Origin of the sequence: Faecalibacterium sp. 9 (genome assembly GCF_048320955.1) — a bacterium.
GTDB classification, from domain to species: domain Bacteria; phylum Bacillota; class Clostridia; order Oscillospirales; family Ruminococcaceae; genus Faecalibacterium; species Faecalibacterium wellingii.
The window spans coordinates 502704-514467 of sequence record NZ_JBLWGB010000001.1 but is presented as its reverse complement, the minus strand read 5'-3'; the positions used below and the strand labels follow the sequence as shown (position 1 = coordinate 514467).

Here is an 11764-nt window from a genome sequence, read left to right as displayed (position 1 = left end):
CGCTTTTACTTTGCCAGTGCGCGGAACACCGATTGCTCGGTGAGCACGGTGGGGCAGATGGTGTCGATCTCGTAGGCCTTGTGATACAGCACCTGCAGATGCGGGTCGGACACGCGGCAGATGACCTTTTCCCGGCGGAAGATGCTTTTTGCGATCTGTGCCGCCATCAGGTTCACCGAGTCGTCCTCGCTCACAGCGGCCACGGCGTCGCAGTTGTCGATGCCGCCCTGCCGCAGGGTATCCGGGTCGGTAGGGTCGCCCACCAGTGCCGTGCCGCGGAAGCGGTAGTCGTCGAAAGCATCCAGCCGTTTGAGCTGCTCGGGGTCTTTTTCGATCAGGGAGATATCGTGTCCGATGTGCTCCAGATCACGGACCAGAGAAGCGCCCACCTGATCGCAGCCGATCACCAGAATGTTCATGCAGTTCACCTCATTGTAAAATAACCTGATAAAAATACGAGCAGTGTTTGCTTTCTGCTCGGATCTGCGGATAAAACCGGAGACAAAGGGTCTTTGCATCAGTATATCACATTTTGGGGCGCAGTTACAGCCCGCAGAGCGGCAGAGCATGGAAATCAACTTTTGCAGCTTGACCCAGAGCGAAAGCCTTCACCCCTTGGGGAACGATTTCCCCCGCACCGGGGGAAAATGTCGCATAGCGACAAAAGGGGGAGCAGGTGGCGCGTAGCGCCGGATGAGGGGTATTTAGGGTAAAATGTTGCTGTCCTGCGCCCTCATCAGTCACCTGCGGTGACAGCTTCCCCCGACCGGGGGAAGCCTTCATGCGGAAAATTGATTTCCGTAGCGGCAGAGGGCCTTCCGGTAAAATTTTGCATTCGGCGTGCGCAGAAAGGCATAGTATGGTATACTGGTACAAAATAAGCGCTGTGCTTTGGCACAAGGAGGGGTTTTTACGTTTTTCGAGATCATCAAAGCGATCCTGATGGGCATTGTGGAGGGCATTACCGAATGGCTCCCTATCTCGTCCACCGGTCATATGATCCTGCTGGAGCAGGTCATCAAATTCAATGCAAGCGAAGAGTTCATGTCCATGTTCCGTGTGGTCATCCAGCTGGGTGCCATCATGGCCGTGGTGGTGCTGTTCTGGGGCAAGCTGTGGCCCTTTGGCATGAAGCAGGGCAGAGTCATTTCCAAGCCCAGCGTGTGGAGCCTGTGGTTCAAGGTGGTAGCGGCCACGATCCCGGTGCTCATCATCAGCCCGCTGGACGACTGGATGGAAGCTCACTTCTACAATTACATCACGGTTGCCGCGATGCTCATTCTGTACGGCGCGCTGTTCTTTGTTGTGGAGAACCGCCGCGCCGCGCCGCACGTGAGCCGGCTGGAGCAGATCACCTACCGCGATGCCATCATCATTGGCCTGTGGCAGTGTCTGGCCATCATTCCGGGCACCTCCCGCTCCGGTGCCACCATCGTGGGCGGCCTGCTGCTGGGCCTGTCCCGCGCCTGTGTGGCAGAATTCACCTTCTATCTGGCCATCCCGGTCATGGCGGGCGCATCCCTGCTCAAGGTGGTCAAGTTCGTTGTCGGCGGTTCTGTGATGACCGGCACCGAGGTGGCTGTGCTGGCAGTGGGCTGTGTGGTGGCCTTTGGCATGAGCCTTGCCGCCATCCGCTTCCTGATGGATTACGTCAAGCGCCACGATTTCAAGTTCTTTGGAGCCTACCGCATCGTGCTGGGCATCATCGTGCTGGCAGTGGCGGCTGTGACGGCCATCTTCTGATTTGGAATGCTTCCCGCACAGAGCGTAGTCGCGTGTTTAAGGTTTCATGCCTTTTGCAAGATGCATCGCCGCCGGGGATGTTCTCTTTTGCGTGCCAAAAGAGAACCAGAAAGGACGGCGGTGCCCGCAGGGCATGAAAGCCCCAGTGGGGCTTTTAAGCCGCAGACCGGTTTGCAAAGCAAATGCCGCGTGTTCAGCGCGGCAAGGTCACAGCGATTTCAACACGCTGGATCCATGAAAAAGGGGCTGCTCGCCCCTTTTAGACCCCAAAGCAGAAAGACTCCATACAAAAAATCCAAGCCGCTCCGCTAAAGGATTTTTTGTGTTCCGCCGATTTTGAGTCGCTTGCGCGACGCGCCGTGCGGGCAAGTTTGTGCTCCGTCTGCTGCGCGAACGCTTCCGCAGGGAGCCGGCGCTGCAAGATGCCGCTGACTGCTGCGATTCTTTCCCGTGAAAATTGAAAGCCGGAAATCCGCAGATTTCCGGCTTTCATTACTTATGAAATAATAATTCTGCTAAATATGGCCAGAGCGATCAGCGGAGGCCATTTTGATCGTGGGACACAGAGGGGTGCCCGCCGCCCTTTACGACAGCACTTTTTCTTTGCAAAAAGATGTGCTATACTACAAAACAAGAGAGTATGCGGCAGCGTGCCGCGCAAACAAAATGGAGGAAACTGCTATGGAAGCATCCAAGGTCTATTATACAGATTTCCGCTGTCCTGTGGGCACCAGCCTGCTGGACAAGCTGCGCCGCGTGTGCATTGCTGCCGGCATCAAGGATATTGATATGGATGGCAAGTTCGTTGCCATCAAGATGCATTTCGGTGAGCTGGGCAATCTGGCATTCCTGCGCCCCAACTACGCCAAGGTGGTGGCCGACCTGTGCAAGGAGCAGGGCGGTCTGCCGTTTCTGACCGACTGTAACACCCTGTATCCGGGCAGCCGCAAAAACGCACTGGAGCACCTCACCTGTGCCCAGCTGAACGGTTTCTGGCCCATGACCACCGGCTGTCAGGTCATCATTGCGGACGGCCTGCGCGGCACCGATGAAGCAGAGGTGCCGGTGCCGAACGGCGAATACTGCAAGACGGCAAAGATCGGCCGCGCCATCATGGATGCGGATATCTTTATCAGCCTGACCCATTTCAAGGGCCACGAATCCACCGGCTTCGGCGGTACTCTCAAGAACATCGGCATGGGCTGCGGCTCCCGCGCAGGCAAGATGATACAGCATGCCGCCGGACACCCGGAGGTGCAGCAGAGCCTGTGCCGTGGCTGCCACCGCTGCGCGAAGGAGTGCGGCTCCGATGCCATCACCTACGATGCAAACAACAAGGCCGTCATTGACCAGACCAAGTGCAAGGGCTGCGGCCGCTGCATCGGTGCCTGTAACTTTGACGCGATCTATTCTCAGTGCGACAGCGCCAATGAGATGCTGGACCGCAAGATGGCCGAGTATGCGGCTGCCGTGTGCGCCGGTCGTCCCTGCTTCCATATTTCTCTGGTGCAGGACATCAGCCCCAACTGCGACTGCCACGGCGAGAACGATGCACCCATCCTGCCGGATATCGGCATCTTTGCATCCTTTGATCCGGTGGCGCTGGATCAGGCCTGCGCCGATGCCTGCCTGAATGCACAGCCGCTGCCGAACAGCCAGCTGGGCCAGAACCTTGCAAAGCCCGGCTGGAACTGCCACCATGACAACTTCAAGGATTCCAACCCCAACATCGAGTGGAAGGCCACGCTGGAGCAGGCCGAAAAGATCGGTATGGGCACCCGCCAGTATGTGCTGAAAAAGGTCTGATGCCGCAGGCGGCCCCGGCCTTTTCGCAAAAACAAAAAGAAGCTGACCAGTCCGGTCAGCTTCTTTTTATGTTGGGTTCACTGGCCCACTGCGGGCACGCAGTCGTCCAGCACGGTCTGCAGGGCCTGCCAGTTCTTCAGGGTGCAGCCGGGCAGGGTGTCCGGGTCAAGGCCGGCATCCTCAATGCGGCCAGCCATGCTGTCCTTGTCGCTCAAAAGGCTCAGCGCGTCCGGCTCGATCATCGTCCAGGCCTCGGCAAAGCTTTCCTGCTCATCAGCGTCCAGCGTGTCGTACCAGCTGTAGAAAGCTTCCTGCACGGCTTCCGGGGTGCGGGAGGCAAGGCGGGCGTTTTCTGCCCACTGCAGCAGGGATGCCGCTGCGATCACCGATTTGAGCGAGCAGCCGGAAACACCCGGCCCCCAGCCCAGACAAGGCTCAAAGGCGGCAGCGGTGCCGGTGATGGAGAAGATGGAGTTCTCGTCAAAATCGCCGGGGTTCAGGCCGGAGGTGTCGGCCCGGGTGGTGGAATCAGGCAGGTCTTCGCCGGAAGCAGTGGAGCTTGCAGAACTGCTGGCAGAGCTTGGCGCTTCGGAACTGCTGGCGGTTGAGCTGCCGCAGCCTGCCAGAATGCTGCAGGCCAGCGCTGCGCAGAGCAGCAGCGAGAGGATGCGGGTATATCTCAATTTCATAGTAGTGTCCTCCTTGAGCGGTGCCGCAGCCGGGCCGCAGCACTTCAAAACGATACACCCTAAGTATACGTTCTGCCGCGGCGGTTGTCAATCGGACAGCGCAGAACGAATTTCAAGCGGGAAATATACACCCTGCACAAAGAAGAAACGCATTTTTGGGAACTTTGCATTCTTGACATTTTTTGCAAAAATCGGTTGACTACAAGTATAGTGTCTGCCCACGTCAGCCGGAAAGGAAGGAAACACCCATGAAGCACCGCATCACAGCCGCATTGGAGCGGTTCTCCCGCGCAATGCTGGCACCGCTGAGCTATCTTTCGGCGGCGGGCCTGCTGCTGGTGGTGGGCGCACTGCTTACCAGTGCGCCGCTGGCCGGGGTGCTGCCCTTTTTGCGGTGGGAGCCGGTGCAGCTGGCGGGCAGGATCATTTACAAATGCCTCACGGCGGTCATTTCAAATCTGAGCGTGCTGTTCTGCACCGGTCTTGCGGCGGCGCTGGCAAAGCGGGAAAAGCATCAGGCGGCGTTCATCGCCCTGATGAGCTATCTTGTCTACCTGACAGCGGGCAATGTAACGCTGACCGAGTTGGGCCTGCTGGCGCAGCCGGATGCGCTTACCGGCCTGTACAGCGCAGGCCAGACCATGGTGCTGGGCATCCAGACTGTGAACACCGGCGTGTTCGGCGGCATTCTGCTGGGCCTGCTCACCGCCTTTGTGTATGACCGCACCTGCGAAAAAGCCCACCGCGGCATTCTGGGCGGTGTGTTCTCCGGTGTGCGGTGGTCCTTTGCCTGCATGGCGGCACTGGCGGCGGTGCTGGGCTTTGGGGCCTGCTTTGTCTGGCCGCCTATCCAGAAGGCCATTGCGGCCGTCACCGGCTTCATTGCCGCTTCCGGCAATATCGGGTTGTTTTTGTACGGCTTTCTGGAACGGCTGCTCATCCCTACAGGGCTGCATCATCTGGTGTATATGCCGTTCCAGTTCTCGCAGCTGGGCGGTCAGCTCACGGTGGGCAGCATCACCTATACCGGTGCCTATGTGGTCACGATGACCGAATATAACCTCGGCCTGCCGTTTTCGGATGGCATCGTGTGGATGTACACCGGCTTTACCAAGACCTTCGGCTACTTTGGCATTGCGGCGGCATTCATCTTCTGTGCCCGGCGGGGCAGCCGCAAAAAGACTGCCCTTCAGCTGCTGCCGCTGGCCTTTACGGCATCGCTGGCTTCCATTACGGAGCCGCTGGATTTTCTGTTCTGCTTCTCGGCACCGGTTTTGTGGCTGGCGCACGCAGCCATCTCCGGCAGCTTCATCGTGCTGCTGCACCTGTGCGGAGTCACGGCGTTTACCTCGAACCTTCTGGGGTCGCTTGTGATGAACCTTTCCGCTGGTGCGGCCCGCACGAACTACCCGGTGCTGTATCTGCTGGGCCTTGCCCAGATCGCGGTGTATTTTGTGGTCTTCACGGCGCTCATCAAAGCGCTGGACCTGCCCACGCCGGGCCGACGCCCGGAGGAGCCTGTCCGGCCGGAAGCGGCACCGCTGGACGATGCCGGGGTGGAAAAGCTCATCGCCGCCCTCGGCGGGCGAGAGAACATCTGCACGGTGGACAACTGCTTTACCCGCCTGCGGGTCACGGTGCAGGATGCGGCCTTTGTCCGGGAGCAGGTGCTGAGGGAGCTGCCCTGCAGCGGGGTGGTGCAAAACGGCTGCAATGTGCAGATCGTTTTCGGCATCCGTGCGCCGCAGGTCCGGCAGGCGGTGGAGCAGCGGCTGGACAGGGTGGTCTGTTGACCTTTGGCGAACGGGCAACTATAATAGGGAAAAAGCGGCTTCCCGCGCAGAGCGAAAGGATTTTTTGTGTTCCGCTGATTTATAGTCGCTGCGCGACGGCGATAAGCCGACAGCAGCAACATGCCGTTTCCCGTTACGACCCCTTCCCGTGAAAAAGTAACTCCGAAACGACCGCGGTTGCGCAGCAATGAAAGCCCCAGTGGGGCTTTCAAGCGGCAGAACGGTCTTGCGTTAGCAAGATGGAGGGGCTTCGCCCCAACAAGTTCCGCAGTCGTTTCGGAGTTACAAATTTAAAAATAATATTTCCGCTGATATTGCCAAAGCGAACGCGTCGGCAATTTTAAATCGTCCAGCGGTTGAAAGGACCCCCAATGCAAAACCAAGCACATTGTGATAAATCGGAGATAATACCGCCAACCGGCCGCTTTGCCCCCAGCCCCAGCGGTCGGCTGCATCTGGGCAATCTGGCCTGCAGCCTGCTGGCGTGGCTCAGCGCCAGAAGCCGGGGCGGACGCATCGTGCTGCGCATTGAGGATCTGGACGCCGAGCGCTGCCCGCGAGTCTACGCCGACCTGCTGGAGCAGGACCTCGACTGGCTGGGTCTTGTCTGGGACGAGGGCGGCAGCACCGGCGGGCCGAACGGCCCCTATTACCAGAGCGAGTGCGCGGAGATCTACGCTTCCAGCTTCCGGAAGCTGGAGGACAGGGGGCTGGTGTACCCGTGCTTTTGCTCCCGCGCCCAGCTGCACGCGGTCAGTGCGCCCCATACCTCAGACGGCAATGTTATTTACCCCGGCACCTGCCGGGGCCTGACCGCCGCCGAAATTGCAGAAAAACGCAAAAAGAAAGCCCCGGCCTACCGCCTGATGGTGCCGGATGAAGAGATCACATTCGTGGACGGCTGCATGGGCCCGCATACCGAGAACCTGCTGCGGGACTGCGGCGATTTCTACCTGCGCCGGGCAGACGGCGTGTTCGCCTATCAGCTGGCCGTGGTGGTGGACGATGCCCGCATGGGCGTCACCGAAGTGGTGCGCGGGTCAGACCTGCTGTCCTCCACGGCACGGCAGCTGTACCTGTACCGTCTGCTGGGCCTGCAGGCACCGGAGTTTGCCCACTGCCCGCTGCTGCTGGCCCCGGATGGGCGGCGGCTGTCCAAGCGGGACGGCGACCAGAGTCTGGAAAACCTGCGCACAAAATACACCGCGCAGGAGATCGTGGGCAAGCTTGCCTACGCCTACGGCCTGCAGCCGGAGCCTGCGCCCCGCACGCCGGAAAGCCTGATCGGGGAGTTTTCCTGGGCAAAGGTGCCAAAGCAGGATGTCTGCCTGCCGGAAGGGCTGTTTTAAAGCAAAAAGAGAGCGCCGTCGTTGGACAGCGCTCTCTTTTTGCGTATCAGTTCCACCGCATCTGCGGCACTTCGCTGCGCTCCTCGGAGCGGGTGAACAGAGCATCCAGTGCCAGTGCCAGCAAGGCGCCCAGCGCCACATCGATGCAGCTGTGCTGCTTGAGCAGCACGGTGGAGCACACGATGGAAGTGCACAGCACAGCAGCGGCCGGACGCATCCAGCGGCGGCGCGGCTGCTCAAAAATACGGCAGCGGTAGTACGCCAGCAGCAGCGTCACCGAGTTGAACACATGGATGGACGGGCACACATTGGTGGGGGTATCGGTGCGGTACAGCGTCCGCACGGTGCGGGCAAAAAAGTCGTTGCCCGGCACATAATAGGGCCGCAGGGCAAGGCCGGTGGGAAGGATGACATAGCAGGCCAGTGCGATGGTCATGCCGGCAAACAGCGGCAGGCACAGCCGCCAGAAGTCCTCCCGCGGGGCACGCCACAGCAGATAGAACAGTGTGAACGGGATCCACACGAACCATGCAAAATAGGGGATGACGGCATATTTGCAGAAGGGGATCAGGTCGTCCAGCCGGCAGTGCACCAGCACCAGATGGGGCATGGAGATCCGCGTCTCCAGAAAATTGAATGCGGAAAGATAAAACAACAGATAAAGCGCCATGAAACAGATGGGATGGCGCGAAAACCAACTGTGCTTCATTGAAAAAGCCTCCTTTTTGCAGAAGCAAAATCTCTTAGCATTGAGAAATTATACGCCGGGAATGTGACAAAAACAAGAAGGAAAGCGGACAAGGTTGCCAAAGAAGTTGCGATTTATTTGTGTGTTTTGCATAAAATTAGCATGGCCGCTGCCACAGAGAAATACAGCAGTACGGCACGGAGGACAAAAAGTAACGACCGCCTCACAGTTCCCCAACTCGAGCGGTCGTTTACTTTAGTTGAATGATTGCCGGAAAAGGAAGCTGACCATTGCAGGACAGCACTTTTTCTGTTTTCATTATATCGTATATCTGCGCCAGTTTTCAAGGGATCGACCTCTGCCTGTGCAGAGAGCTCAGATCACATTCTGTTCCAGCCACTTGCCGCGCACGAAGCGCACAAAGAAGCACAGGGAGCGGAACGCCCAGTCCAGATACATGCCCATCCAGATGGCCAGCAGGCCGCCGTGGAAGGCCAGCACACACAGGTAGCAGAAGCCCACCCGGAAGGCCCACATGGACACGATGCTCACGGTCATGGTAAAGCGGGCGTCGCCTGCCGCACGCAGGATGTTGGGCATGGTAAAGCTGGAAGGCCAGATGAACAGCGAAACGATGTTGAACCACACCATCACTTCCAGCGCCATGGCGTAGGCCTCGGGCGAGAGGTTGAACAGGCCCAGTGCGAATTTGTTGGCAAACAGGAAGGCCGAAAGGTTCATGAACCATGCGCCGCAGTAGGCAAACAGCATCAGGCGGCGGGAGTAATACACGGCCTGATCTTTTTCGCCTGCGCCAAGGCACTGGCCCACCACGGTCAGCGCAGCCATGCCCACGGCGTTGGCCGGGATGTTCAAAAAGGTGGTGGTGGTGTTTGCCACGGCGTTGGCCGCAATGGCGGCGGTGCCCAGAGTGGAGGTCAGGCTGGAAACGGACAGCTTGCCGATCTGGAACATGCCGTTTTCAATACCGGCAGGGATGCCCACCCGCAGGATCTGCTGGATGAGCCGTGCCTTCGGGGCAAGGGCCTGCAGGCCGTCCACCCGCAGCGGGCAGGCGGGCCGCTGCAGCAGGTACAGCACAGCCACGCAGGCAATGGCGCGGGACACAAGGCTGGCCAGTGCAGCACCCATCACGCCCATTTTGAAGCCGTAGATCAGCACGGCGTTGCCGCCAATGTTCACCACATTCATTACAAGGCTGGACATCATGCTGATCTTGCTGTTGCCCTGCGCCCGGAACAGGGCCGCACCGGCGTTGTACAGGCCGATGAACGGGTAGCTCAGGGCCGAGAGCAGGAAGTAGGTCTCGGCATAGCGCATCACGTCCACGTCGATGGAGCCGAAGATGCCGCGCAGGATGGCATGGCGGCCCGCCACCACAACGGCGGCCACCAGCAGGCTGAAGCTGGACAGGATGAACAGGATCTGCGCCGCTGCATTCTTGGCATCCTTTGGCTCCTGCCGGCCGATGTACTGGCTGGTGACCACCGCGCCGCCGGTGGCAAGGGCGCTCATGATCTGGATCATCAGGGTGTTGAAGCTGTCCACAAGGCTCACGCCGGAAACAGCGGCTTCCCCCACCGAGGAGACCATCAGCGTGTCGGCCAGACCGATGGTCACGCTGAGCGCCTGCTCTGCGATCAGCGGCAGCAGCAAGGCAATGAGTTGCTGCCGGGTGAACAGCGGCGGCTTATGGAACGCGGGCGTTTTGGTTGCTGTCATAGGTTCCTCCGTAACGGTAACAAGATGCACTTGGATACATGACCTATATCATACAGCAGAACGCGCAGAATTACAAGAGATGGATACAACAAATCGGAGAAGCTGTTTTATAAGCATTGCACACCGCCTTGTCCGGGAGCCAAAAGCCGCACCGCAGCGCGTTTGTTCCGCTTTACCCGTGCAGGCAATTGTGCTAAAATAAATCTGAGGTGCACCGCGCTGTGCAGGAGCGGGGAGTGCACCATGGTAAGTGAGAGCAACATAGAAGGTAAACCAGGACCCAAAGGGGGAACAATATGCCCAAAACAGCCCATAAGGTCGTTGTCATCGGACATCGCAATCCGGACACCGACTCCATCTGCTCGGCCATCGCCTATGCAGAGCTGAAAAACAAGACCAGTGATCTGGTCTGCGAACCCCGCCGTGCAGGCAAAATGAATCAGGAGACCGAGTTTGTGCTCAAAAAATTCGGGGTCAGGCCCCCGCGCATGTGCACGGACGTCAACCCCAAGATCCGGGATGTGGACTACCGCGAAATGCCCGGCATCCCCGGCTCCACCAGCCTGCGCAAGGCGTGGGAGATCATGCGCGACCGCAAGATCGACACCCTGCCGGTGACGGCAGCGGACAACGAGCTGGAAGGTCTGATCACGGTGAAGGACATCGCCACCGCCAACATGGACCTGTTCGATACCGGCATCCTTGCCAAGAGCCGCACCAGCTACAAGAACATTCTGGAAACACTGGGGGCCACCATGGCGGTGGGCAGCGAGGACGCGGTGTGCACCACCGGGCACATCCGCATTGGCACCGCCACCCCGGAAATGCTGGAAAACAGCATGGAAAAGGGCGATATCGTCATCCTGACCAACCGCTACGAGAGCCAGCTGTGCGCCATTGAGAAGGAAGCCTCTCTGCTCATCCTGTGCAACAACGCCAAGGTGGGCCGCACCATCCAGCGCATTGCCGAGGAGACCGGCGTTGCCATCATGACCACCCCGGTGGATACCTATGCTGCCGGTAAGCTCATCAGCCAGTGCGCACCCATTTCCTACTATATGACCCGCAGCGACATCATGAAGTTCACCCTCGTCACGCCGGTGGCCGATGTTACCCGCGTGATGGCCAAGGTGCGCCACCGCTATTTCCCCATTCTGGACGAGGATGGCAAATACTGCGGCATGGTCAGCCGCCGCAACATCATCAATCTGCGCAAGCGCCGCATCATTCTGGTGGACCACAACGAGGCAACGCAGGCGGTGGAGGGCTTCGATCAGGCCGAGATCCTGGAGATCATCGACCACCACCGCATCGGCAGTCTGGAGACCAGCGGCCCGGTGTACTTCCGCAACCAGCCGGTGGGCTGCACCGCCACCATCGTCACCCAGATGTACGACGAGAGCGGGGTGGAGATCCCCCAAAAGACCGCCGGTCTGCTGCTGGCGGCTATCCTGTCGGACACGCTGGTGTTCCGCAGCCCCACCTGCACCCCCATGGATGTGGGTGCCGCCAACCGTCTGGCAAAGATCGCCGGGGTGGACATCAACGAGTTTGCCAATGAGATGTTCGAAGCCGGCGAAAAGCTGGACGGCAAGACCGCCGAGGAGGTGTTCCTGCAGGACTTCAAGGTGTTCATGTGCGGCGATATCCGCTTTGGCGTGGCACAGGGCAGCTACATGACCCGCAAGAACCTGCAGGCCGCCGAAGCGCTGCTGCAGCCCTATCTGGAAGAGGCCCGCAACAAGCAGAACGTGGAGGATATCTACATGCTGCTCACCGATGTGCCCAAGGAAGAAAGCGTGGTCATCAGCGATGGCCGCTATGCCGCCGAGGTGCTGGCCGACGGCTTTGAGACCCAGCCCGCCGAGGACGGCAGCTTTACGCTGCCCGGTGTGGTGAGCCGCAAAAAGCAGTTCATCCCGGCCCTCATGACCGCGTATCAGGAGCTGTAAA

General features: G+C 59.3%; 9 protein-coding genes. 5 read left to right on the top strand and 4 right to left on the bottom strand.

Going from position 1 to position 11764, the window contains the following annotated elements; genetic code table 11:
• Positions 1–5 precede the first annotated feature (5 nt).
• Complete coding sequence (locus tag ACKXF9_RS02390) at positions 6–419, bottom strand: potassium channel family protein (protein WP_249237621.1); 414 nt, start codon at positions 417–419, stop codon at positions 6–8.
• Positions 420–891: 472 nt separating this feature from the next.
• On the opposite strand from ACKXF9_RS02390, the gene ACKXF9_RS02385 reads away from it, so the two are divergent.
• Both ACKXF9_RS02385 and ACKXF9_RS02380 read left to right on the top strand, forming a co-directional pair.
• Positions 892–1743 carry an undecaprenyl-diphosphate phosphatase gene (locus ACKXF9_RS02385; protein ID WP_418265189.1) on the top strand — a complete coding sequence of 284 codons (852 nt, stop codon included), beginning with the start codon at positions 892–894 and terminating at the stop codon, positions 1741–1743.
• A gap of 681 nt (positions 1744–2424) precedes the next feature.
• A complete protein-coding gene (locus ACKXF9_RS02380) occupies positions 2425–3549 on the top strand; it encodes a DUF362 domain-containing protein (protein ID WP_418265188.1) in 1125 nt (374 codons plus the stop codon).
• 77 nt (positions 3550–3626) lie between these two features.
• Here ACKXF9_RS02380 and ACKXF9_RS02375 read toward each other — a convergent pair whose 3' ends face one another.
• Positions 3627–4238, bottom strand: coding sequence for a hypothetical protein (locus ACKXF9_RS02375; protein ID WP_418265187.1), 612 nt, complete (start codon positions 4236–4238; stop codon positions 3627–3629).
• A gap of 248 nt (positions 4239–4486) precedes the next feature.
• Here ACKXF9_RS02375 and ACKXF9_RS02370 point away from each other — a divergent pair, with 248 nt between their 5' ends.
• Both ACKXF9_RS02370 and gluQRS read left to right on the top strand, forming a co-directional pair.
• Positions 4487–6031, top strand: a complete 1545-nt coding sequence (locus tag ACKXF9_RS02370) for a PTS transporter subunit EIIC (protein WP_418265186.1) — start codon at positions 4487–4489, stop codon at positions 6029–6031.
• A 371-nt stretch (positions 6032–6402) separates the two neighbouring features.
• The gene (gluQRS, locus tag ACKXF9_RS02365; protein WP_418265185.1) at positions 6403–7380 is read left to right on the top strand and encodes a tRNA glutamyl-Q(34) synthetase GluQRS; all 978 of its coding nucleotides are present in this window, start codon (positions 6403–6405) and stop codon (positions 7378–7380) included.
• 46 nt (positions 7381–7426) lie between these two features.
• Here gluQRS and ACKXF9_RS02360 read toward each other — a convergent pair whose 3' ends face one another.
• On the bottom strand, positions 7427–8089 hold the full coding sequence (locus ACKXF9_RS02360; RefSeq protein WP_339394421.1) for a phosphatase PAP2 family protein: 663 nt from the start codon (positions 8087–8089) through the stop codon (positions 7427–7429).
• Positions 8090–8443: 354 nt separating this feature from the next.
• Positions 8444–9811 carry an MATE family efflux transporter gene (locus ACKXF9_RS02355; RefSeq protein WP_418265184.1) on the bottom strand — a complete coding sequence of 456 codons (1368 nt, stop codon included), beginning with the start codon at positions 9809–9811 and terminating at the stop codon, positions 8444–8446.
• A 296-nt stretch (positions 9812–10107) separates the two neighbouring features.
• On the opposite strand from ACKXF9_RS02355, the gene ACKXF9_RS02350 reads away from it, so the two are divergent.
• On the top strand, positions 10108–11763 hold the full coding sequence (locus ACKXF9_RS02350) for a putative manganese-dependent inorganic diphosphatase (protein ID WP_418265183.1): 1656 nt from the start codon (positions 10108–10110) through the stop codon (positions 11761–11763).
• Position 11764 lies beyond the last annotated feature (1 nt).

Excerpts from the sequence above, each read along its gene's own strand:
- ACKXF9_RS02390 (WP_249237621.1), bottom strand. The coding sequence starts at position 419 with ATGAACATTCTGGTGATCGGCTGCGATCAGGTGGGCGCTTCTCTGGTC.
- ACKXF9_RS02380 (WP_418265188.1), top strand. The coding sequence starts at position 2,425 with ATGGAAGCATCCAAGGTCTATTATACAGATTTCCGCTGTCCTGTGGGC.
- ACKXF9_RS02375 (WP_418265187.1), bottom strand. The coding sequence starts at position 4,238 with ATGAAATTGAGATATACCCGCATCCTCTCGCTGCTGCTCTGCGCAGCG.
- ACKXF9_RS02370 (WP_418265186.1), top strand. The coding sequence starts at position 4,487 with ATGAAGCACCGCATCACAGCCGCATTGGAGCGGTTCTCCCGCGCAATG.
- gluQRS (WP_418265185.1), top strand. The coding sequence starts at position 6,403 with ATGCAAAACCAAGCACATTGTGATAAATCGGAGATAATACCGCCAACC.
- ACKXF9_RS02360 (WP_339394421.1), bottom strand. The coding sequence starts at position 8,089 with ATGAAGCACAGTTGGTTTTCGCGCCATCCCATCTGTTTCATGGCGCTT.
- ACKXF9_RS02355 (WP_418265184.1), bottom strand. The coding sequence starts at position 9,811 with ATGACAGCAACCAAAACGCCCGCGTTCCATAAGCCGCCGCTGTTCACC.
- ACKXF9_RS02350 (WP_418265183.1), top strand. The coding sequence starts at position 10,108 with ATGCCCAAAACAGCCCATAAGGTCGTTGTCATCGGACATCGCAATCCG.